We start from the raw sequence: 22,335 nt of genomic DNA on the forward strand, positions 1-22,335 counted from the left end.
TCGGATCCGGCCGAGTGGATGATGCCGGCGTACTCGACCTGCTTGGCGGTGAGGTTGCGGGTCGGGTTCTGGGCCAGCAACTGGGCGAGGATCAGAAGGCTGTTGAGCGGGGTGCGCAGCTCGTGGCTCATGTTGGCCAGGAACTCCGACTTGTACTTCGAGGCCAGCGAGAGCTGCTGGGCGCGATCCTCCAGCTCCTGCCGGGCCTGCTCGATCTCCAGGTTCTTGCCCTCGATGTCGCTGTTCTGGGCCGCGAGCAGCGCCGCCTTCTCCTCCAGCTCGGCGTTGGAGCGCTGCAGCTCCTGCTTCTGCACCTGCAGTTCTTCGGAGCGGGCCTGGAGTTCTCCGGCCAGTCGCTGGGACTCGTCGAGCAGTTCGTCGGTGCGGGCGTTGGCGACGATGGTGTTGACGTTGACGCCCACCGTCTCCATCAGCTGCTCCAGGAAGTCCCGGTGGACGGCCGTGAACGCGGTGAAGGAGCCCAGCTCGATGACGCCGAGGACCTGGTCGTCCGCCACGATGGGCACCACGATGAGGCTGCCCGGTGCCGTGCGGCCGAGACCGCAGGAGATGCCGATGTAGTCGGCGGGGACGTTCTCGACGGCGATGGTGCGGCGGCTGCGGGCGGCCTGTCCGACCAGGGACTCCCCCAGCTTGAAGCGTTCGTGGCCCGTGATGTCGGTGGGACGGCCGTAGGAGCCGACGAGCCGCAGCTCGGTGCCCTCGGACGTGTCCTCCGCCAGGTAGAAGGCGCCGTACTGGGCCGAGACCAGCGGGGCCAGCTCGTCCATGACCAGTTCGGCGACGACGGCCAGGTCGCGGTGGCCCTGCATCAGGCCGGAGATCAGGGCAAGGCTGGACTTGAGCCAGTCCTGCTCCTGGTTGGCGCGTGTCGTCTCGCGGAGCGAGCCGACCATCGCGTTGATGTTGTCCTTCAGTTCCGCCACCTCACCGGAGGCGTCGACGGTGATCGAGCGGGTCAGGTCGCCCTCGGCGACGGCGCTGGCGACCTCGGCGATGGCGCGAACCTGGCGGGTGAGGTTGCCGGCCAGCTCGTTGACGTTCTCGGTCAGCCGCTTCCAGGTGCCGGAGACACCCTCGACCTCGGCCTGGCCGCCGAGCCTGCCCTCGCTGCCGACCTCGCGGGCCACGCGGGTCACCTCGGCCGCGAACGAGGAGAGCTGGTCGACCATCGTGTTGATGGTCATCTTCAGCTCCAGGATCTCGCCCCGGGCGTCGACGTCGATCTTCTTCGACAGGTCGCCGTTGGCGACGGCGGTGGTGACGAGGGCGATGTTCCGGACCTGGCCGGTCAGGTTGTTCGCCATGGAGTTGACGTTGTCCGTGAGGTCCTTCCAGGTGCCGGCGACGTTCGGCACCCGGGCCTGGCCGCCGAGCCGGCCCTCGGTACCGACCTCGCGCGCCACCCGGGTCACCTCGTCGGCGAACGCCGACAGGGTGTCCACCATGGTGTTGATCACCGCGGCGAGTGCCGCGACCTCGCCCTTGGCCTCGACCGTGATCTTCCGGGACAGGTCGCCGCGCGCCACCGCCGTGGCGACCTGGGCGATGGAGCGCACCTGCCCGGTGAGGTTGGACGCCATCACGTTGACGTTGTCCGTGAGGTCCTTCCACGTGCCGGAGGCGCCCCGGACGGTGGCCTGGCCGCCGAGGTTGCCCTCGGTGCCGACCTCGCGGGCGACACGGGTCACCTCGTCGGCGAAGGCGGACAGCTGGTCGACCATCGTGTTGATGGTCTCCTTCAGCTCCAGGATCTCGCCCCGCGCCGTGACCTTGATCTTCTGCGACAGGTCGCCCTGCGCCACCGCCGTGGCCACCTGGGCGATGGACCGCACCTGGGCGGTCAGGTTGCCCGCCATGGAGTTGACCGAGTCGGTCAGGTCCCGCCAGGTGCCCGAGACGCCCTTCACGTCTGCCTGCCCGCCGAGGATGCCCTCCGTGCCCACCTCACGGGCCATACGGGTCACCTCGTCGGCGAACGAGGAGAGCTGGTCGACCATCGTGTTGATGGTCTCCTTCAGCTCCAGGATCTCGCCCCGCGCCGTCACCGTGATCTTCTGCGACAGATCGCCCTGCGCCACCGCCGTGGTGACCTGCGCGATGTTGCGGACCTGGGCGGTCAGGTTGCCCGCCATGGAGTTGACCGAGTCGGTCAGGTCCCGCCAGGTGCCCGAGACGCCCTTCACGTCTGCCTGGCCGCCGAGGTTGCCTTCGGTGCCCACCTCGCGGGCCACGCGGGTCACCTCGTCGGCGAACGCGGACAGCTGGTCGACCATCGTGTTGATGGTCTTCTTCAGCTCCAGGATCTCGCCCCGGGCGTCCACGTCGATCTTCTGCGACAGGTCGCCCCTGGCGACCGCGGTCGCGACCTGCGCGATGTCACGCACCTGGGTGGTGAGGTTGCCGGCCATGGCGTTGACGGAGTCGGTCAGGTCGGCCCAGGTGCCGGAGACCCCGGGCACCTCGGCCTGCCCGCCCAGGGTGCCCTCCGTGCCGACCTCGCGTGCGACGCGGGTCACCTCGGAGGTGAAGAGGGAGAGCTGGTCGACCATGCCGTTGAACACCGTGGCGATCTCGCCGAGCAGGCCGTCCGCCTCGTCCGGCAGGCGCGTGCCGAAGTCACCGTCGCGTACCGCCGTCAGTCCGGCGAGCAGCTGCCGCAGCTCCGGCTCCCCCACCTTGCCCGCACCCCGTGCGCGTGTCCGGGGGACACGCGCGTTGTCGACCGTCGTCTCAGCCATGACCATTCCTCGTTGAACGCTGCTGGGAGTCCGCCAGGAGCCGGACATCGCCACGGCCCGAACGGGCCGCCCCCCCTCGTCGGCAATCGTTGCCGTACGACAAATAAGAGTCAGCCTACCCCGTCCCGGGCAGCCGAGAAAGCAGCGGGCGGGACCGCTGCTTCCCGACTGCAAATAGCTTCCCGTGATACGGCGTGTAACCGGCCTTGGCGGGCAAACGAGGTCAATACGTATACACCTCACCAGGCAGGGGGTTCCGGCCATGACAACGGACGAAACGACCGTCGTCCGACAGGAGAACCGAGGGCAGAGGCGCGCCATGACCGCGGCAGCGGCTCGCGACGAGGTGCGCGGGTTCCTCGACGAGCGGTTCTGCCGCGAGCGGCCGGGGATGGGCGAGGACGTCGTCCTCGCCGACGCCCTGCTGGTCGCCACGGAGCTGGTCACCAACGCCAACCGGTACGGCGGCGGCGTGCGCGCCTTCCGACTGCATCTCGCCGACGAAGGCCTCTGGATCGCGGTCACGGACCGCGCTCGGACCTGGCCCACCGCCGTCGCCGCCGCCACCGCCCCCGCCGCCGCCCCCGGCGTGGCGGCCGCGCGTCCCGGGAGGCTCGGCCTCCTCATCGTCCGGCGCCTCAGCAAGGAGGTCACCGTCACGCCCGCGCCCGGGGGCAAGACCCTGCACGCGCTGGTGCCACTGAGGTGACGGGCGCGGCGCCTCCGTCAGCAAGGCCGGGCCCCCACGCATTCATCGCTCTCTCGCGGGCACACGGCCGGGGACAACTCCGTGGAACGACAGCAGAGATGAGCGTGATGGCGTGTCCTTCTCCGACCACCCCACGAAGCCGAACGACTCCGCGCAGCCCCTCTCGGCCCCGAGTGCGCGGCGGAGCAACGGTCTGGCGATCGCTTCCCTCGTTCTCGGCATCGCGGCGGTCCTCCTTTTCTGGACCGTCTTCGGTGGCATCGTGCTCGGCCTCCTCGCCCTGGTCCTCGGCGTCATCGGCGCTCGCAGGGCTCGTCGCGGCGGCGGTCCGCGCAGCGGCATGTCCGTGACCGGCGCGGTTCTCGGCGCCCTGGGGATGCTCGCCTCGGCCGTGATCCTCGCCATCGGCGCCTCGATCCTCAACTCGGACGAGTTCAAGAACTTCGACGACTGCGTCGCACACGCCGGCACGCAGGCCGAGCGGGACGCGTGCACGAGGGACTTCGACAGGGAGCTGAACGACTGACCGTGTCGCAGGACGGACGGCCGTGGCCGTCCGTCGGAGTGACGCCGTTCACCGTGTTGCCCGGCGCCTCATCGGGTACCGCGTTTAAATGAGGGTGCCATCCCGTTTGTGCAGGCGATTGCTGAAAGCGATGGGTTCGTGACTCGTCTCAGTGGCTCCGGGGACGACCAGACGAGGGGACCGGGCGAAGATCCGTTCTCGTTCGCGCTGGAGATCGCCGTTGCCGTGGACGGTCTGACGCACCTGTGGTCATCGGCGAGCCAGCAAGCGAGTCTGCGGCTGTCGCAGCATCAGCTCCGGGCGCTGCAGATCCTGCGGTCCCAGCCGAAGCTGAACCTCACCGCTCTGGCGAAGAGCATGGACATAGCGCTGCCGGCCGCCAGTCGATTGTGCGATCGACTGGCGGCGGCAGGACTTCTGGAACGTGTGCTGCACCCTCACAAGCGACGGGAACTCCAGTTGAACCTCACGGGGTACGGCCGTCATGTGCTGGACGAGGTGGCCTCGCACAGGTCGCGAGCGCTTGCCGAGGTCGCGGCGGCGATGAGACCGACCGACCTGGAGGCCCTGAGGCGGGGCCTGCGCGCCTTCCTGGTCGCCCAGGACGGCGCGGTCGCCCGGGGCGCCGCAGCCCGGGAGACGGAGACGCCCTGACCGCGCCGGGCCGGCCGGTGCGTGGATCAGTCGGTGGAGGCCGGGGCGTGGCACAGGAGCAGGCAGACGTCGTCGTCGCGTCCGGAGTCGCACAGGAGCTGCTGGAGCAGGCTGTCGGCCGCCGCGTCCAGGTCGCGGTCCAGGTCCGTGAGATCGAGGGCGGCCATGGCCCGGCCGAGGCGTTCGATGCCGGGGGCGATGCCGCGCGCGCGGCGTTCGACGAGGCCGTCGGTGTACATCGCGAGGGAGGATCCCGGGGGCAGGAAGGCCGTGTGTTCCTCGTACGTGAAGGGGACCGGGAGGCCGAGCATGACGCCCGGCTTGGCGTCCAGGAGGCGGACCGTCCCGACGGCGTCGCGGACCACGGCGGGTGGATGGCCGGCGGACGCCCAGACGACCTCCGCCTCGCCGGGCCGGAAGCGGGCGATCATGGCGGTGGCGTAGAGGTCGGGTTGCAGGTGCCGCAGCATGCGGTGCAGCTTGGTGAGCACGGCGCCCGGGCCGCTGTCCCCGACCGCGTAGGCACGCAGGGCGGTGCGCAACTGGCCCATGACCACGGCGGCGCGCAAACCGTGGCCGGTGACGTCACCCATGACGGTGATCAGGCTGCCGTCGGGCAGGTGGAAGGCGTCGTACCAGTCGCCCCCGATGTTCATGCCCTGGGCGGCCGGAAGGCAGCGGGCGGCCAGGAGCAGGCCGGGCGGAGTGGGCAGCTCGGTGAGCTGGGCTCGCTGGAGGGTCTCGGCGGTGTCGCGGTACCGCTCGTAACGGAGGGCGTTGTCCAGGGCGACGGCGACGCGGCGGGCGAGTTCGACCAGCATCACGCAGGTGTCCGCGTCGAAGCGGGGGCCGGGGGCGGTCAGGCTGAGCACGGCGAGGGCGCGGCGCGCGACGAGCGGAAGGGCGAGGAGGGGCCGCCGGGGGGACAGCTCGGAGGGCGGCAGGTCGTCCGTGCCCGGTAAGCCGCCGGGGTGAGCGGCGGCGTGCTGCGGGCGACCCGTGCGGGCTGCCGCCACCGCGGCGGCCGAATGTCCGTACGTCCGGGGTGCCCGCTCCGGGGCGGGCTCCTCGTCGCCCTCGTCGAACAGCCAGACGTCGAGGTGTTCCGCGTACTCCGGTACCAGCAGCTCGCCGAGGCGTCGCAGGACGACCGTGGGGCTGAGGGACTCGGTGACGGCCGCGCTGGCGTCACCGAGGAAGGTCAGCAGGCGCCGGGCCCGCTCCGCCTCGGCCCGTGCGGTCCGCTCGGCGTCCAGGAGCTCGCGTTGCGTCCGTGCGGCGACCTTGAGATCCGCGTGCAGGGCCAGCACGCCCTGGTTGGTCCGGTGCAGTTCTTCCCGGCCCGTTCGGACCAGGTGCTCCTGCTCGTCGAGCAGGCGAAGCACGGCCGCGGTGGTCTCGTCGGCGCGCAGCAGGGCTTCGGCGAGCGGCACGTCGGCCGGCGGACGGCGCTCGGCCGACGGTGCGGGCAGGGGACACGTGAGGGTGGGCGTGCTCTCGGGGGCGGGTGCGGGGGCGCCGACCGGTCGTAGCCGGACGTCGAGCCGGCCACCCCTGTCGGCGGTGGCCTTCCGGACGGTGAGCAGGAGTTCCCAGTCGCCGCCGAGGTCCAGACACGCACGCAGACCGGCCGTCAGTGACGTGAGGAAACGGGCCCGTTCGCGCGCCGGTGCTCGGCCGTCCTCCGTGAGCAGTCCGAGCGCGGCGCGCGCCTGGGCCGCGTCGGCGGTCGACGCCACCTTCCAGGTGTGCGACGTCAGGGTCATGGGGTGTCATCCGATGCTGCGGGGGCCAGGACGGTCACGCTGGTGTCGGCGCGCAGGGGACGCGCCGTGCCGCCGGCGCCCCGGAGGACGAAGGCGGCCACCACGGCCGGGCCGTGGTGGGGTCCTCCAGGGCCGTGTCGTGCTCCGGCTCGTGCATCGCCTCCCTGCAGCGACCCGGCGGGCCGGTCGCTCAATGAGCCGTCAGGCAATTGTTGTCGCATGGCAACTTTAGCGCGCGGGGTGGGGCGGAACAACACGCGGCCGCGGTCGCGGTCACGCTCAGCTGTCGGCGGGCCGTCCGCGCCAGTCCAGGCACACGATCAGGGCGTCGTCGTCCGGCGCGGGCCTGCCGCGGTGTCCGGTCAGCTCGCGCAGGATCGCGCGCGGCACCTCGGCGGCGGGCAGCAGCCGGGTGGACTGGATGGCCCGGGCGAGGGCCGCGTCCCCGTACACCTCGCCCCGGGGAGAGGCCACCGCGTGCACCCCGTCGCTCACGAAGACCAGTCGGTCGCCCGGCTCGACCTGGAAGTCCTGGGTCACGTAGTCCGTCTCCTCGAACATGCCGAGCGGCAGCTGGGCCTCGAAGTCCACGCGCTCGACCACCCCGTCGCGCAGCCGCACGAGCCGGGGGGAGCCCGCGTCCACGACGCTCGCCCGCCCCGTCGCCAGATCGAAGTCGAACATCAGGACCGACAAGTAGCAACGGCCCTGGTAGTGCGCGTAGACGGCCTGGTCGGCCAGCGCCGCCTGGTCCGCCATGGGAATGCCGGCGCGTCGCGCGTTGCGCAGGGCGTTGATGGCCAGGTTCGTCAGCAGGGCCGCCTCTATCCCCTCCCCCATGCCGTTGGTGACGTACAGCACCAGACGGTCGGCGCTGGCCGACCAGTCGAAGTTGTCACCGAAGATCGCGTACGCCGGCTCCAGCTGGGCTCCGAGGTCGTACTCGGGGCGCGAGCAGGAACGGCCGGGCAACAGCTGCCACTGCATCTCCGCTGCCAGCGTGAGCCGGTCCTTGCGCCTCGCCTGGAGGTAGAGGTCGGTGTCGCGCTCGGCCACCACCACCTCGTGCCCCAGCACGTCCGCGATCGCCGCGAGTTCGGTCTCCCACCTCCCCGCGGTCTCGCCGTCGGGGAAGGTCATCGACAGCACCCCGAGCCGGTCCCCCCGCACGCTGACCGGCAGGTGCAGACGGGTTCGGCCGCCGTCGGCGCTCTCCCGGTACGGCGCCTGCGAGCCGAAGGCGCGGCCGGCCGGACTGTTGTGCACCGACACCGGCTCCAGCGTGTGCGGCAGCACCGACACCGGCTGAAGCACCGTCAGGCCGTAGTCGGCCATGAACAGCTCCACGTCCCGCGCGCCGTACCGGTCGACCAGCACCGCGCGAACCGCATCGAGCAACTCGTGGGGAGCCGCTGTCCGCAGAGCGCGTTCAGCGGCCACAAATCTTTCCATAAGGGATAACACCCATCTTTCTCCGCAGAGACTCGCCTCTCGACCACGAGCCAGGCCTCAAACGGGACACAACGATCCCACGGGCATGTCTGACCCGTACGTACGCCTAGTACGCTGACAGGCACCCCAGTGCCTGCGAGAGTGTGACCGTGACTGCCTTCCGCCGCCCCGAGCCCGACGAGGTCGCGCGTGTGACCACGACGGCATCAGAGCTCCTGGAAGTCGTGTGGGGCCGGGCCTCGACCGCGCCCACCTCCGCGTCCCAGCTCCGTGCGCTGTACATCCTCGAGCACCACGAGGGCATCAACCTGCGCACCCTCGCCGAAGGCATGGCGTCCTCGGCGCCGTCCACCAGCCGCCTCTGCGACCGACTGCACGCGGCGGGTTTCATCGAGCGCGTGGCGAGCGCGGAGGACAGGCGCGAGGTGCGCCTGCGCCTGAGCAGCCACGGCCGCGCCTTTCTCGCCGACCTGCGGGCCCGCCGGGAGACGGAGCTGCAGAAGGTGCTGGAGGACATGCCCGCCACCAAGCGCGTCGCGCTCCTGGAGGGACTGGAAGCCTTCTGCTCCACCGCGGCGGCGCAGATACACGGCGAACCCCTGGACGCCGACAGCTGGACAGCCTGAACGGCGCCAGCACCCGGAGCGATCCCCGCCCACCGGAGCATTCCTGGTCCTTCCCCGTGCGTCCGACCTGGATACTTTGTTGCCTCACGGCCATAGTTGTCAAACGACAACCATCTCGTGGATGGCTCTCATCTCGGCCCTCCTACCCCCGATCGCCCGCCGTGAGCCGATGGGGCCCGGCCACCTCCCCCGCCCCTTCCGACCTGTACCCGCGTGCGGTCGTGCGCCGATAATGGCCTGGTGGCGCGCGTGCGCGACGATCGATCCGCCTGACTGCTCCTCTCACCAGGAGGTATCCGTGAGGATGCTGATCAATGTTCCCGAGACGGTCGTCGCCGACGCCCTGCGCGGCATGGCCGCCGCGCACCCCGGGCTCACCGTGGACGTCGAACGGCGGGTCGTGGTCCGGCGGGACGCGCCGGTGGCCGGAAAGGTGGCGCTTGTCTCCGGGGGCGGATCGGGGCACGAGCCGCTGCACGGCGGGTTCGTCGGGCCCGGGATGCTGGCGGCGGCCTGTCCCGGCGAGGTGTTCACCTCGCCCGTACCGGACCAGATGGTGCGGGCCGCGGCCGCGGTCGACAGCGGCGCCGGGGTGCTGTTCGTCGTCAAGAACTACACCGGTGACGTGCTGAACTTCGAGATGGCGGCGGAGCTCGCGGAGGACGAGGGCATCCAGGTCGCCCGGGTCCTCGTCGACGACGACGTGGCCGTGGTGGACAGCCTCTCCACGGCGGGGCGGCGTGGCACCGGGGCGACGCTCTTCGTGGAGAAGATCGCCGGAGCCGCCGCCGAGGAGGGCGCGCCGCTGGAGCGCGTCGAGGCGATCGCCCGCCGGGTCAACGAGCGGTCCCGCTCCTTCGGTGTCGCGCTGAGCGCCTGCACCACGCCCGCGAAGGGCTCTCCGACCTTCGACCTGCCGCCCGGGGAACTGGAGTTGGGGATCGGCATCCACGGCGAGCCGGGGCGCGAGCGGCGGCCGATGATGACCTCGGGCGAGATCGCGGACGTCGCCGTGGACGCCGTCCTCGACGACCTGCGGCCGTCCGGGCCGGTCCTCGCGCTGGTGAACGGGATGGGCGGCACCCCGCTGCTCGAACTGTACGGGTTCACGGCGGAGGTGACGCGGGTGCTGGGCGAGCGCGGGGTGCCGGTCGCGCGCACACTCGTCGGCAACTACGTGACCTCCCTGGACAGGGCGGGCTGCTCGGTCACCCTGTGCGAGGCGGACGAGGAGCTGCTGCGGCTCTGGGACGCGCCCGTGGAGACGCCCGCGCTGCGCTGGGGTCGGTGACCGCGGCGCGAGGGGGCGCAGGTGGCGACGGTGCCCGAGTCGGTGCCGATGTCGGTGCCGATGTCGGTGTCGGTGTCGGTGTCGGTGTCGGTGTCGGTGAGCAGTGCAGTCGGACGGGAGAGGGCGAGCGGATGACGGAGACCTACGGCGCGGAGTTCCTGGTGCGCTGGCTGACCACGGCGGCGGCCGGCGTCGACCGCGAGGCGGACCGGCTCACGGAGCTGGACTCGGCGATCGGCGACGCCGACCACGGTGCCAATCTTCGGCGCGGCTTCGCGGCCCTGACCGAGATCCTGGCGAAGGAACCGCCGGGCACCCCGGGGGCGGTGCTCGTGGCCGCCGGGAGGCAGTTGATCTCCACGGTGGGCGGGGCGTCGGGACCGCTGTACGGGACGCTGCTGCGCCGCGCCGGGAAGACGCTGGGCGAGGACGCCCGGGTCACGCGGGAGCAGCTCGCCGCGGCGCTGGACGCCGGGGTGTCCGCCGTTTCGCAACTGGGCGGTGCGCGGGTCGGTGACAAGACGATGCTGGACGCGCTCGTGCCGGGGGTGGCGGGGCTGCGGGAGTCCTTCGCCGCGGGGCGGGCGGCGGCCGCGGAGGGCGCCGTGGGGACCGTACCGCTGCGGGCCCGCAAGGGCAGGGCGAGTTATCTCGGCGAGCGTTCGGTGGGGCACCAGGATCCGGGGGCGGCCTCCTCGGCGCTGCTCCTGGCCGCCCTGGAGGAGGCCGCGCGGGCCGAGGCCGTATCAGCCGAGGCGGCGGACGGCGGCGTGGCGGGCGCGGAGGGCTCGGCGTGAGCGCCGCGCCGCGGGTCGGCATCGTCCTGGTCTCGCACAGCGCCGCGGTCGCCGCTTCGGTGGCGGTGCTGGCCCGCGGGCTCGCGGGTGGCGGGGAGACGGCCCGGGTCATGCCCGCGGGCGGGCTCCCGGACGGGGGCCTGGGGACGAGCGCGGAGCTGATCGCGGAGGCGGTGAGGGCCGCAGACGAGGGCGCAGGGGTGGCGCTCCTGGTCGATCTGGGCAGTGCGGTGCTGACCGTCAAGGCGCTGCTCGCGGAGGGCGACGAGCTGCCCGAGGGCGCCCGGCTCGTCGACGCGCCGTTCGTGGAAGGAGCCGTCGCCGCGCTGGTGACGGCGAGCGCGGGCGGTGACCTCGACGCGGTGGCGGCCGCGGCTTCGGAGGCGTACGCGTACCGGAAGGCATGAGCCCCCGTCGGCGGCCGGGGCGTGCTGCGGCGACACCGTCGGGCCGCCCCGGGCGACCGCGCCGCGTGAGTGACGGAACGCACGGAGTGGCGACCGTGTTGTGATGCACCTGGTCAACGCACTAGGGTCATGCCGCCTTGGTGTTCGGGAAACCGGTGCAGTACCGGTGCGGCCCTCGCCACTGTGATCGGGAGGTCCGGCTCCGTCCCTCAGGGGAAGCCACTGCTCCGCCGCGGGAGACCGCTGCGGGGTGGGAAGGCGGAGTCGGGCGGCATGACCGTCAGCCAGGAGACCGGCCAAGGTGCGTTGTCCATCCACGAGGTGCTGGAGAGGGTCTCCCAACCATGCATATAGCCGAGGGGTATCTGCCCCCTGTGCACGCCGCCGCCTGGAGCGTCGCGGCCGCGCCGTTCGTCGTCCACGGGGTCCGCGCGCTGACCCGTGAAGTCCGCTCGAACCCCGAGTCCACCCTGCTGCTCGGCGCCTCCGGCGCCTTCACCTTCGTCCTGTCCGCGCTCAAGCTGCCCTCGGTGACGGGAAGTTGTTCCCATCCGACGGGGACGGGGCTGGGCGCGATCCTGTTCCGGCCGCCGATCATGGCGGTACTCGGTACGATCACGCTCCTCTTCCAGGCGCTGCTGCTGGCCCACGGCGGTCTGACGACGCTGGGCGCCAACGCCTTCTCGATGGCGATCGTCGGGCCCTGGGCGGGGTACGGGACGTACGCCCTGCTGCGCCGGACCGGCGCGCCGCTGATGGTGAGCGTGTTCTTCGGCGCGTTCGTCGCCGACCTCTCGACGTACTGCGTGACCAGTGTGCAGCTGGCGCTCGCGTTCCCGGACCCGGGCAGCGGCGTCCTCGGCGCGCTCGCCAAGTTCGGCGGCATCTTCGCGCTCACGCAGATTCCGCTGGCCGTGAGCGAGGGCCTGCTCACGGTGCTCGTGATGCGGCTGCTCACGCAGTCCAGCAAGGGTGACCTGATCCGGCTGGGCGTGCTCTCCCGGCCGGCCGCCGCGCAGCGCGAGGGGGCGACGGCGTGATGAGCCGGAACGCGAAGATCAACAGTCTGCTGCTGCTCGTCGTGGCGGCGCTGGCGGTCCTGCCGCTGGCCCTCGGCCTCGGCGACCACAAGGAGGAGCCCTTCGCGGGCGCGGACGGGGAGGCGGAGTCCGCGATCACGGAGCTCCAGCCCGACTACGAGCCCTGGTTCAGCCCGCTGTACGAGCCGCCGTCCGGCGAGATCGAGTCGGCGCTGTTCTCGCTCCAGGCGGCACTGGGCGCCGGTGTCCTCGCGTACTACTTCGGGCTGCGGCGCGGCCGGAGGCAGGGCGAGGCGCGCGCGGCGGAGAAGGCGGAGCGGGGGGAGAGGTCGGAGCAGGCGCAGGGCACGCAGGACGCGGAGAAGGCGGAGGAGCCCGCGCCCGGCACCGCTGCGGCCCTCGCGGACGGGTCCCGCGCCGACGGGCCCCGCCCGAACGGGTCCCTCGCGCGGCGCGGCGACTAGCGCCGTGCTGCCGATCGACGCGGCGGCGCACCGCAGTCGCTGGCGCCGCCGCCATCCCGCCGAGAAGGCGCTGCTCGGCTTCGGGCTGACCCTGTGCGCCGTCTGTCTTCCGCCCTGGCCGGGCGCGGTGCTCGTCGCCGCGGTCACGCTGGCCGTGCTCCTCGGTCCGGCGGGCGTGCCGGGCCGGGGGCTGTGGCGGGCCTTCCGCATCCCGCTCGGGTTCTGCGTGACGGGCGCGGTGCCGCTGCTCTTCGAGGTCGGCGGCGACCGGGGGCTCGTGGCCCTCGCCGCCGACGGGCCGGTGCACGCGGGCGAGCTGCTGCTGCGGACCGCGTCGGCCTCGCTCGGCGTGCTGCTCTTCGCGTTCACGACGCCGGTCTCCGACGTGCTGCCCCGGCTCGTACGGGCGGGGGTGCCGGCGCCGGTGGTGGACGTGGCGCTGGTGATGTACCGGATCATCTTCCTGCTCCTCGACGCGCTGACGAAGATCCGGCAGGCGCAGGCCGCGCGGCTCGGGCACACCACCCGGGCGGCGGCCTGGCGCTCGCTGGCCGGACTCGGCGCGACGGCCTTCGTCCGCGCCTTCGACCGGGCCCAGCGGATGCAGACGGGGCTCGCCGGGCGCGGATACGACGGGACGCTGCGGGTCCTCGTCCCGCCGGCCGCCGTGTCGCGCCCGTTCCTCGGGGCGACCGCCGGGCTCCTCTGCGGGCTGGTCGCCCTCACCCTCGTACTGGAAAGGTTCCTGCCGTGACGACGTCGACCCCCGTGGTGGAGCTGGTGAAGGCGGGCTTCGCGTACGAGGACGGGCCCCCGGTCCTCTCCGGCGTGGACTTCGCGGTGACGCGGGGGCGCGCGGTGGCGCTGCTGGGCCGCAACGGCAGCGGCAAGACGACGCTGCTGCGGCTGCTGAGCGGGGGGCTGCGGTGCGGGAGCGGGGCGCTGCTCCTGGACGGGGCGGAGGTGGCGTACGACCGGAAGGGCCTCACGCGGCTGCGGACCACCGTCCAGCTGGTGGTGCAGGATCCGGACGACCAGCTGTTCGCGGCCTCGGTGGCGCAGGACGTGTCCTTCGGGCCGATGAACCTGGGCCTGCCGGAGGAGGAGGTACGGCTCCGGGTGGCGGAGGCGCTGGAGGCGCTGGACATCACGGCGCTCGCGGACCGGCCGACGCACCTGCTGTCGTACGGGCAGCGGAAGCGGGCGGCGATCGCGGGGGCGGTGGCCATGCGGCCGCGGGTGCTGATCATGGACGAGCCGACGGCCGGGCTCGACCCGCACGGGCAGGAGCGGCTGCTCGACGCCCTGGAGCGGCTGCGGGCGGCGGGGACGACGGTGCTGATGGCGACCCATGACGTGGACCTGGCACTGCGCTGGGCGGACGAGGCGGCGGTGCTCTCCCCCGCGGGGCTGCGGACGGGTCCCGTCGCGGAGCTGCTGGCCGACGACGCGCTGCTCGACGCGGCGCGGCTGCGGCGTCCGTGGGCCGTGTCGGTGGCCCGGCTGTTGCGCGGGCGGGGGCTGCTGCCGGAGGGGGCGCCGGGGCCGCGGACGCCGGAGGAGCTGGACGGGCTGCTCGACCGGGTGGGGTGAGTCCGCGGTCAGCCGGCGGGCGGGGCGGTGAGCCGTCGGGGCGGGGACAGCCGAGGGGGCGGGGTGCGGTCAAGACGCCGAGGCGCTTCTACCGAGTAGTAACCATCACACCCCGATCCTTCTGCAACTAGTTGCAGAACCGGGGGCGCGTCGCCTACAACAGGGTGCGACGACCCCTGCGCGAGGAGGCGCCCCGATGACCTCGACCCCGACCCCGTACCCGCATCTGCTGAGCCCGCTGGACCTCGGCTTCACCACGCTCCCCAACCGGGTGATCATGGGCTCGATGCACGTCGGCCTCGAAGAGGCCGAGCACGGCTTCGCGCGCATGGCCGCCTTCTACGCGGAGCGCGCCCGCGGCGGCGTCGGACTCATCGTCACCGGCGGCATCGCGCCCAACGAGGCCGGCCGGCCCTGGGACGGCGGCGCCAAGCTGACCACAGCGGAGGAGGTCGCCGAGCACCGGGTGATCACCGACGCCGTGCACGCCGAGGGCGGCCGGATCGCGATGCAGATCCTGCACTTCGGCCGGTACGCCTACCACCCCGGGCTCGTCGCGCCGAGCCCGGTCCAGGCCCCGATCAGCCCGTTCCCGCCGAACGAGCTGACCGACGCCGAGGTCGAGCAGACCGTCGAGGACTACGCGCGCTGCGCCGAGCTGGCCAAGGAGGCCGGGTACGACGGTGTCGAGGTGATGGGCTCCGAAGGCTACCTCATCAACGAGTTCATCGCCGCCGCCACGAACCACCGCACGGACCGCTGGGGCGGCTCGTACGAGAACCGGGTGCGCTTCCCGCTGGAGATCGTCCGCCGGATCCGCGAGCGGGTCGGCGAGGACTTCATCCTCGTCTACCGCCTCTCCATGCTGGACCTGGTCCCCGGCGGCTCGACCCTGGAGGAGGTCGTCCAGCTCGCCAAGGAGATCGAGGCGGCCGGCGCCACCATCATCAACACCGGCATCGGCTGGCACGAGGCCCGCATCCCCACCATCGCGACCTCCGTCCCGCGCGGCGCCTACACCTGGGTGACGCAGAAGCTGATGGGCGCGGTGAGCGTGCCGCTGGTCACCAGCAACCGCATCAACACCCCCGAGGTCGCCGAGCGCATCCTCGCCGAGGGCCGCGCCGACCTCGTGTCGCTGGCCCGGCCGTTCCTCGCCGACCCGGACTTCGTCGCGAAGGCCTCCGCCGACCGCGCCGAGACCATCAACACCTGCATCGGCTGCAACCAGGCCTGCCTGGACCACACCTTCAGCCTCAAGATCACCTCCTGCCTCGTCAATCCGCGCGCCTGCCACGAGACCGAGCTGGTCCTCTCCCCCACCCGCCTCGCCAAGCGGATCGCGGTCGTCGGCGCCGGTCCGGCCGGGCTCGCCTGCGCGGTGTCGGCAGCGGAGCGCGGGCATTCCGTGACCCTCTTCGACGGCGCCGACGAGATCGGCGGCCAGCTCAACGTCGCCAAGCGGGTGCCCGGCAAGGAGGAGTTCGACGAGACCCTCCGCTACTTCCGGGTGCAGCTCGCCGAGCGCGGTGTCGACGTGCGGCTGGGAACCTTCGTCACCGCCGACGACCTGGACGGGTACGACGAGGTCGTCGTCGCCACCGGCGTCACCCCGCGCGCCCCGGGCATCACGGGCGAGGACCACCCGAGCGTGCTCAGCTACCTCGACGTCCTGCGGGACGGCGCGCCGGTGGGCGAGCGCGTCGCGATCGTCGGCGCGGGCGGCATCGGCTTCGACGTGGCCGAGTTCCTCACGGACGGCGGCGAGGGCGCGAGCCAGGACCCCGAGACGTACTTCCGCCAGTGGGGCGTCGACACCTCGTACGCGAACCGGGGCGGGCTGCGGACGCCCGAGCGGAACGCGCCGCCGCGCCAGGTGCACCTGCTCCAGCGCAAGACGACCAAGGTCGGCGCGGGGCTCGGCAAGACGACCGGCTGGATCCACCGCACGGAGCTGAAGCACCGGGGCGTGACCATGGTCGCCGGCGCCTCCTACGACCGCATCGACGACGACGGCCTGCACCTGACGGTCGACGGCGAGGCGCAGGTGCTGCCGGTGGACACGATCGTCCTGTGCGCCGGGCAGGAGCCGAAGCGGGACCTGTACGAGCAGCTGGTGGCCGCGGGCCGTTCGGCGCACCTGATCGGCGGCGCGGACGTCGCGGCCGAACTGGACGCCAAGCGCGCCATCGACCAGGGCACGCGGCTCGCGGCGACCCTGTGAACCGCGTGGCCGGCCGAACCTAGGATGCGTGCATGTCCCTCCCGCACGCGATCCTGACCGCCCTGCTCGAGAAGCCGTCCTCCGGCCTCGAACTGACGCGCCGCTTCGACAAGTCGATCGGCTACTTCTGGTCGGCCACGCACCAGCAGATCTACCGCGAGCTGGGCAGGCTGGAGGAGGCGGGGCACATCCGCGCCCTGCCCGCTCCGGTGCCCGTGCGCGGGCAGCGCAAGGAGTACGAGGTGCTGCCGGCCGGGCGGGCCGAACTCACCGCCTGGGTGGGGAAGTCCGAGGACCCGAAGCCGCTGCGTTCCGCGCTGCTGCTGCGCATGCGGGCGGCCGCGATGGTCGGCACGGCCGGGCTGCGGGCCGAGCTGGAGCGCCATCTCGCACTGCACCGGGCGCAGTTGGACGAGTACCTGGCGATCGAGGCCCGCGACTTCCCGGCCGAGCGCCCCCGCACGGAGGCCGACCGGCTGCGCCACCTGGTCCTGCGGGGCGGGGTCGACCTGGAGCGGTTCTGGGTGGAGTGGCTGACGGGGGCGCTCACGACGCTCGACGCGCCGGCGCCCTGACCGGGCGCCGGTCCCGAGGCCCGGCGCATCGGGGCCCGGTCAGGGCCCGGGGCGCCGGGCGCCGCCTCAGCTGCGGGCCGCCTTGCGCCAGGCCGCGTCCCGCAGGAGCCGGAGGCCGTTGAGGCCGACCAGGACCGTGGAGCCCTCGTGTCCCGCCACACCCAGCGGGAGCGGGAGGTGGCCCACGAGGTCCCAGACGACGAGGGCGCCGATGCAGGCGCCGGCGATCACCAGGTTCTGGACGACCAGGCGGTGGGCCCTGCGGGAGAGGGCCACCACGGTGGGGATCGCGCCCAGTTCGTCGCGGACGACGATCGCGTCGGCGGTCTCCAGGGCCAGGTCGGAGCCGGCGCGGCCCATCGCGATGCCGGTGTGGGCGGCGGCGAGCGCGGGGGCGTCGTTGACGCCGTCGCCGACGATCAGCACCTTGGCGCCGGACCGCTCCCACTCCCGTACCGCCTCGGCCTTCTCGTGCGGCAGGAGCCCGGCCCGCACGTCGGTGAGACCGGCCTCGGCGGCGATCCGGGCGGCGGCGCCCGCGTTGTCGCCGGTGAGGAGGGTGGGGGCGGGGCCGGTGAGCCTGCCGAGGGCCGCCACCGCCTCGCGGGCGCCCTCGCGGAGCCGGTCGGAGAGCTCCAGGACGGCGACGGACCTGCCGTCGACGAGGACCTCGACGGTGGTGTCGGCGTGCGGGCCCTCCGCCCGCCGGACGCGCACCTCGCGGCCGTCGACCACGGCCCGTACGCCGGTGCCCGGCTCGGCGGTGAAGTCGCTCGCCTCGGGCAGGCGCAGGCCGCGGGCGCGGGCCTCGGCCACCACGGCGCGGGCCACCGGGTGCTCGCTGGGGAGTTCGGCCGCGGCGGCGAGGGCGAGCGCCTCGTCGTCGCCGTGCACGGCGGTGACCCGGGGCGTGCCCTCGGTGAGGGTGCCGGTCTTGTCGAGGGCGACGCGGTCGACGGCGCCGAGGCGCTCCATGACGACGGCGGACTTGACCAGGACGCCGTGCCGGCCGGCGGTCGCGATGGCGGAGAGCAGCGGCGGCATGGTGGCGAGGACGACGGCGCACGGCGAGGCGACGATCATGAAGGTCATGGCGCGCAGCAGGGCCTCGGTGAGGTCGGCGCCGAGGGCGACGGGCACGCCGAAGAGGGCGAGGGTGGCGACGACGACGCCGACGGAGTAGCGCTGTTCGATCTTCTCGACGAAGAGCTGGGTGGGGGCCTTGGTGGCGCTGGCCTCCTCGACGAGGGCGACGATCCGGGCGATGACGGAGTCGGCGGCGTCCCGGCCGACGCGGACGCGGAGGGCGCCCGAGCCGTTGAGGGTGCCGGCGAAGACCTCGTCGCCGGGGGCCTTTGCGGCCGGCAGGGGTTCGCCGGTGATGCTCGCCTGGTCGACGTCGCTGGTGCCGTGGAGGACGGCGCCGTCGGCCGGGAGGCGTTCCCCCGGCCGTACGAGGACGGTGTCGCCGATCGCGAGGGTGGCGGCCTCGACGGTCTCCTCTCCCCCGTCGTCGCGCAGGCGGGTGGCGGTGGCGGGCGCGAGGTCGAGCAGGCCGCGGACGGAGTCGGCGGTGCGGCGGGTGGCGAGCGCCTCCAGGGCGCCGGAGACGGCGAAGATGACGATCAGGAGGCCGCCGTCGAGGTACTGCCCGATGGCGGCGGCGCCGAGCGCGGCGACGATCATCAGCAGGTCGACGTCGAGGCTCCGTTCGCGCAGCGCCTGGAGCCCGGCGACGGCCGGCTCCCAGCCGCCGGCGGCGTAGCAGACGGCGTAGAGCGGTCCCCAGGCCCAGGCCGGGGCGCCCGCGAGGTCGAGCGGGAACGCGACGAGGAAGGCGAGGGCGGACAGGGCGGCCCAGCGCACCTCGGGGAGGTCGGTGGCGCGGGTGCGGCGCGCGGACGCCGGGGGCCGTACGGGAGCGGGGGCCTGCGCGGCGGCGAGCTCCGGGAGGGCCATGAGGACACCACTTTCGGGGGCTGCGGGACGGGGCCCCATCACCATACCCGAACACATGAAGAGGTCTTCACGTATTGATGTACGACCGCCGCTACGATGAGCGCATGGGACACGGAGCGAACGGCAACGGCGACACGACCCCCGCGACGCATCTGGACGCCGAGTCCGCCGCGACCATCGCCGCCACGCTCCAGGCCCTCGCCACCCCGTCCCGGCTGATGATCCTCACCAAGCTCCGCCAGGGCCCCTGCGGCGTCACCGAACTCGCCGAGGCCGTCGACATGGAGCAGTCGGCCGTCTCCCACCAGCTGCGGCTGCTGCGCGCGCTCGGGCTCGTCACCGGCGTGCGGCAGGGCCGCCGCATCGAGTACAGCCTGTACGACAACCACGTCGCGCAACTCCTCGACGAGGCCGTGTACCACATCGAGCACCTCCGGCTCGGCACCCGCGACGCGGCCCGCACCACCGTGGATACTGGGCAGTTGTAGCTCCACCACACGAAAGGGCGGGCATGGCCGACGACTTGGGGAACCGCGCGACGCGTCACGCGGTGGTCATCGGGGGAAGTCTCGCGGGGCTGCTGGCCGCGCGGGTCCTCGCCGAGCACGCGGAGAAGGTGACGGTCGTCGAGCGCGACCGCTTCCCGGAGGGACCGGAGGCCCGGCCGGGGGTGCCGCAGGGCCGCCACCTCCACGTACTGATCGCCGGAGGCCAGCAGGCACTCGACGAGCTGCTGCCCGGCTTCACGGACGAGCTGCGCGAGCTCGGCGCGCCCCGGGTGGGCATGCCCGAGGACATGGTGCAGTGGCAGAACGGCCAGTGGTTCCGCCGCACGCCCGCGACCGCCCACTTCTACAGCGGGCCGCGGCCCCAGCTGGAGTGGCTGGTGCGGCAGCGGGTCCTCGCCGATCCGCGGATCGAACTGCTCCAGGGGACCGAGACCGTCGGCCTCACCGGGGACTCCGCGCGGGTCACGGGCGTGCGGCTGCGCGAGCGGGGCGCGGGTTCGGGTCCGGGCGCGGGTTCGGGCGCGGGCGCGGGTGCGGGGGGTGGGAAGGCCGTGCGGACGCTCGCCGCCGACCTGGTCGTGGACGCGTCGGGCCGCTCCACGAAGGCGTCGGACTGGCTGGCCGGCATCGGCGCGGAGGCCCCGCACGAGGAGACGCTCGACACCGGCCTCGCGTACAGCACCCGCGTCTACCGCACGACGCCCGGGGGCCCCGAGACGGACGCGATCGGCTACTACGTCGTGCCCAACCCGGAGATGGTGTACGGGGCGGTGGTGCTGCCGCTCGGCGACGGACGGCACCTGGTGACGCTCTCCGGGCTGCGCGGCGACGAACCGCCCACGGAGGAGGGCGCGTTCGAGGAGTACGCCAAGCGGCTGCCGCATCCGGTGATCAGCGACTGGCTGGCGCGGGCCGAGCCGGAGTCGCCGGTGCACGGCTTCCGCAGGACGGCCAACGTCCGGCGGCGGTACGACCGTCCGGGCCGCCGCCCGGCCGGGTTCCTCGCCACCGGTGACGCGCTGTGCGCCTTCAACCCGATCTACGGCCAGGGCATGGCCGTGGCGGCGCTGAACGCGGTGGCGCTGCGCAAGGCGCTGTCCGACCCGAAGCGGACCCCGACCACCCGGACCGTGCAGCGGGCGCTGCTCGCCTCCTCCCGGCAGGCCTGGGACATCTCGGCGGGCGCCGACAAGAAGATGCCGGGTGCGACCGGGGACGCGGCCCGCCCGGGCCCGCTGGACAAGGCGGTGGGCTGGTACCTGGCGCGCGTGCAGGAGCGCGCCTCGGGCGATCCGGTCGTGGGCGCCCCCTTCCGGCGCGCGCTGACCCTGACGGACCCGCTGACCGTGCTGTTCGCACCGCGGGTGGCCCGCGCGGTCCTCTTCGGCCCCGTCCACCCGACCCCGGCGGAGCCGCCGCTGCTGCGGGGCGCGTAGGCGACGGCCCGACGGTGAGGCGACCGCGCCGGGGAGCGCTCCGGGGCGCGCATGCGACGGTGAGGCGGCCGCGCCGGGGCGTCAGACGCCCGGTGCGGCCGTCACCATGCCCGCCGCTATCGCCGCGCCGAGGGTCGCGAAGTCGTCGGCGTTCTGGCTCGCGTAGGCGAGCGAGAAGTCGGCGACGGCGCGGTCGAAGACGTCCGAGGTGCCGAGGTAGGCCGCGATGGCGATGCGGTCGCCGGAACGGGCGTGGGCGCGGGCGAGTGCGCGGCCGCAGAGGCGGGCGTAGTCGCGCAGGTCGGCCGGGCTCATCGTCTCGACCTCGGCCGAGCCCTTCATGTCGCGCAGCTGCCGCCAGTAGAAGTGGCGTTCCGCCGGGCCGCTCACCCAGCCGAGGAAGATGTCGCTCGCGGCCTGGATGAGCCGCTGGCCGTGCACGACGCGTCGGCCCTGATGGCTGTGGGCGCTCGGCGGCAGGTACGGCTCAAGGACGGAGCGGCCGGCCTCCTTGATCTGCAGGAAGAGCGGGTCCGTGTCGTCGCGGCCTTCGAGGAGGACGACGAAGCAGCGGGTGCCGACGCTGCCGACGCCGACGACCTTGCGGGCCGCCTCCAGGAAGCGGTAGCGGTCGAGGAGGACGCGGCGCTCCTCGGCGAGCGAGCTGCGGTAGTCGCTGAAGATCTTGCCGAGGGTGACCCGGTCGAGGTCGGTGACGCGTTCGAGGAGCGGCGGGTCGTCGACCAGGTGGCGGGCTCCGGAGGCATCCACCTCCGTGAGCCGTTCCAGCGCCTGGAGGCTGGTGCGGCGGCGGGCGCGGGCGAGCCTGTTCTCGACGCGGGCGCGGCGCTCCCGGCGGGCCAGCGGGACCAGGTCGTCGGCGGCGATCCGCTCGTACCAGACCTCCAGTTCACCCATCGTGGCCAGCCGGTGCATGGCGGTGCGGTAGGCCTCGGTGGCGGCGAGGGCGGCGCGGTGGGCCTTGGGGGCGGGGCTGCCGTTCTCGAGGGCGGCGACGGCCACGCTGGCGGCGAGCCGCTTGACGTCCCACTCGAAGGGGCCGGGGAGCGTCTCGTCGAAGTCGTTCACGTCGAAGAGGAGCGTCCGTTCGGGGGAGGCGTAGACGCCGAAGTTGAGCAGGTGCGCGTCGCCGCACAGCTGGACGGTGAGGCCGGTGTGGCGCTGGGCGGCGAGGTCGGCCGCCATGATCGCGGCGGCGCCGCGGAAGAAGGCGAAGGGGGACGCCGACATCCGCCCGTACCGGACGGGCACGAACTCGGGCAGCCGGTCGGCGGACTCGCGCTCAAGGACCGTCAGCGGGTCCGGGCGCTGCGAGGAGGGGATCCACCGTCCGTGCGAGGAGCGGGGGACGCTCCTCCGGGCGGTCCGGCCCCGCGCGGCGCGATCCGTGGGTGTCGTCATCCGGCCTCACCGACCTTCCCTCGCCGACGCGGCAGAGCCGCGTCGCCTGGAGCCCATTACACGATGCGGCGCTCCTTTCGGCCACTTCGCGCGACCGGCCTAGCGGAATGGTTTAGACCAATG

Annotated in this window: 20 protein-coding genes and 1 riboswitch; of the genes, 15 read left to right on the forward strand and 5 right to left on the reverse strand. The window is 73.2% G+C overall.

The genetic code is table 11. The annotated features are described in order from the left end of the window. Positions 1-2,762, reverse strand: a 2,762-nt coding sequence (locus tag ACWDVG_RS21930) for a HAMP domain-containing protein (protein WP_451701022.1), incomplete at its 3' end; no start/stop codon positions are given. Between the two features lie 319 nt (positions 2,763-3,081). On the opposite strand from ACWDVG_RS21930, the gene ACWDVG_RS21935 reads away from it, so the two are divergent. The 3 genes from ACWDVG_RS21935 to ACWDVG_RS21945 all read left to right on the forward strand — a co-directional run bounded on the left by ACWDVG_RS21935 (position 3,082) and on the right by ACWDVG_RS21945 (position 4,651). Beyond that, positions 3,082-3,471: an ATP-binding protein gene (locus ACWDVG_RS21935; protein ID WP_451701023.1), complete on the forward strand. Its 390-nt coding sequence runs from the start codon at positions 3,082-3,084 to the stop codon at positions 3,469-3,471. Between the two features lie 112 nt (positions 3,472-3,583). Further along, positions 3,584-3,997 (forward strand): DUF4190 domain-containing protein, encoded by a 414-nt coding sequence (locus ACWDVG_RS21940; RefSeq protein ID WP_451701024.1) that lies wholly within the window; start codon positions 3,584-3,586, stop codon positions 3,995-3,997. Positions 3,998-4,135: 138 nt separating this feature from the next. Further along, positions 4,136-4,651, forward strand: a complete 516-nt coding sequence (locus ACWDVG_RS21945) for a MarR family winged helix-turn-helix transcriptional regulator (RefSeq protein WP_451701093.1) — start codon at positions 4,136-4,138, stop codon at positions 4,649-4,651. 26 nt (positions 4,652-4,677) lie between these two features. Here the strand turns inward: ACWDVG_RS21945 and ACWDVG_RS21950 are convergent, their stop codons facing one another. Both ACWDVG_RS21950 and ACWDVG_RS21955 read right to left on the reverse strand, forming a co-directional pair. Continuing rightward, on the reverse strand, positions 4,678-6,417 hold the full coding sequence (locus tag ACWDVG_RS21950) for a PP2C family protein-serine/threonine phosphatase (RefSeq protein ID WP_451701025.1): 1,740 nt from the start codon (positions 6,415-6,417) through the stop codon (positions 4,678-4,680). A 279-nt stretch (positions 6,418-6,696) separates the two neighbouring features. Continuing rightward, complete coding sequence (locus ACWDVG_RS21955; protein ID WP_451701027.1) at positions 6,697-7,869, reverse strand: PP2C family protein-serine/threonine phosphatase; 1,173 nt, start codon at positions 7,867-7,869, stop codon at positions 6,697-6,699. Positions 7,870-8,012: 143 nt separating this feature from the next. On the opposite strand from ACWDVG_RS21955, the gene ACWDVG_RS21960 reads away from it, so the two are divergent. From ACWDVG_RS21960 to ACWDVG_RS22005, 10 genes are all read left to right on the forward strand, one after another. Next, on the forward strand, positions 8,013-8,495 hold the full coding sequence (locus tag ACWDVG_RS21960) for a MarR family winged helix-turn-helix transcriptional regulator (protein ID WP_451701028.1): 483 nt from the start codon (positions 8,013-8,015) through the stop codon (positions 8,493-8,495). 298 nt (positions 8,496-8,793) lie between these two features. After that, positions 8,794-9,786, forward strand: coding sequence for a dihydroxyacetone kinase subunit DhaK (gene dhaK, locus ACWDVG_RS21965; RefSeq protein ID WP_451701029.1), 993 nt, complete (start codon positions 8,794-8,796; stop codon positions 9,784-9,786). 131 nt (positions 9,787-9,917) lie between these two features. Continuing rightward, a complete protein-coding gene (dhaL, locus tag ACWDVG_RS21970) occupies positions 9,918-10,583 on the forward strand; it encodes a dihydroxyacetone kinase subunit DhaL (protein ID WP_451701030.1) in 666 nt (221 codons plus the stop codon). Beyond that, on the forward strand, positions 10,580-10,990 hold the full coding sequence (locus tag ACWDVG_RS21975; protein ID WP_451701032.1) for a PTS-dependent dihydroxyacetone kinase phosphotransferase subunit DhaM: 411 nt from the start codon (positions 10,580-10,582) through the stop codon (positions 10,988-10,990). Before dhaL ends, ACWDVG_RS21975 begins: the two co-directional genes overlap by 4 nt. 107 nt (positions 10,991-11,097) lie before the next feature. Further along, positions 11,098-11,305: riboswitch (cobalamin riboswitch) on the forward strand. Positions 11,306-11,334: 29 nt separating this feature from the next. Next, complete coding sequence (locus tag ACWDVG_RS21980; RefSeq protein WP_451701033.1) at positions 11,335-12,030, forward strand: energy-coupling factor ABC transporter permease; 696 nt, start codon at positions 11,335-11,337, stop codon at positions 12,028-12,030. Next, positions 12,030-12,494, forward strand: coding sequence for an energy-coupling factor ABC transporter substrate-binding protein (locus ACWDVG_RS21985; protein WP_451701034.1), 465 nt, complete (start codon positions 12,030-12,032; stop codon positions 12,492-12,494). The genes ACWDVG_RS21980 and ACWDVG_RS21985 overlap by 1 nt, the downstream gene beginning before the upstream one ends. A 4-nt stretch (positions 12,495-12,498) precedes the next feature. Further along, entirely contained in the window at positions 12,499-13,248 is a 750-nt protein-coding gene (gene cbiQ, locus ACWDVG_RS21990) for a cobalt ECF transporter T component CbiQ (RefSeq protein ID WP_451701035.1), read from the forward strand. Further along, positions 13,245-14,087 carry an ATP-binding cassette domain-containing protein gene (locus tag ACWDVG_RS21995; protein ID WP_451701036.1) on the forward strand — a complete coding sequence of 281 codons (843 nt, stop codon included), beginning with the start codon at positions 13,245-13,247 and terminating at the stop codon, positions 14,085-14,087. Before cbiQ ends, ACWDVG_RS21995 begins: the two co-directional genes overlap by 4 nt. 196 nt (positions 14,088-14,283) lie before the next feature. Further along, on the forward strand, positions 14,284-16,311 hold the full coding sequence (locus ACWDVG_RS22000) for an FAD-dependent oxidoreductase (protein ID WP_451701037.1): 2,028 nt from the start codon (positions 14,284-14,286) through the stop codon (positions 16,309-16,311). Positions 16,312-16,343: 32 nt separating this feature from the next. Next, entirely contained in the window at positions 16,344-16,886 is a 543-nt protein-coding gene (locus ACWDVG_RS22005; protein WP_451701038.1) for a PadR family transcriptional regulator, read from the forward strand. 66 nt (positions 16,887-16,952) lie between these two features. Here the strand turns inward: ACWDVG_RS22005 and ACWDVG_RS22010 are convergent, their stop codons facing one another. Continuing rightward, positions 16,953-18,845, reverse strand: coding sequence for a heavy metal translocating P-type ATPase (locus ACWDVG_RS22010; protein ID WP_451701039.1), 1,893 nt, complete (start codon positions 18,843-18,845; stop codon positions 16,953-16,955). Positions 18,846-18,949: 104 nt separating this feature from the next. On the opposite strand from ACWDVG_RS22010, the gene ACWDVG_RS22015 reads away from it, so the two are divergent. Together ACWDVG_RS22015 and ACWDVG_RS22020 are read left to right on the forward strand one after the other, a co-directional pair. Continuing rightward, positions 18,950-19,333 carry an ArsR/SmtB family transcription factor gene (locus ACWDVG_RS22015; protein ID WP_451701040.1) on the forward strand — a complete coding sequence of 128 codons (384 nt, stop codon included), beginning with the start codon at positions 18,950-18,952 and terminating at the stop codon, positions 19,331-19,333. A 23-nt stretch (positions 19,334-19,356) separates the two neighbouring features. After that, positions 19,357-20,790, forward strand: coding sequence for an FAD-dependent oxidoreductase (locus ACWDVG_RS22020; RefSeq protein ID WP_451701041.1), 1,434 nt, complete (start codon positions 19,357-19,359; stop codon positions 20,788-20,790). An 81-nt stretch (positions 20,791-20,871) separates the two neighbouring features. Here the strand turns inward: ACWDVG_RS22020 and ACWDVG_RS22025 are convergent, their stop codons facing one another. Next, the gene (locus tag ACWDVG_RS22025) at positions 20,872-22,212 is read right to left on the reverse strand and encodes a DUF2252 domain-containing protein (RefSeq protein ID WP_451701042.1); all 1,341 of its coding nucleotides are present in this window, start codon (positions 22,210-22,212) and stop codon (positions 20,872-20,874) included. Positions 22,213-22,335 lie beyond the last annotated feature (123 nt).

Source organism: Streptomyces sp. NPDC003327, from assembly GCF_053589515.1.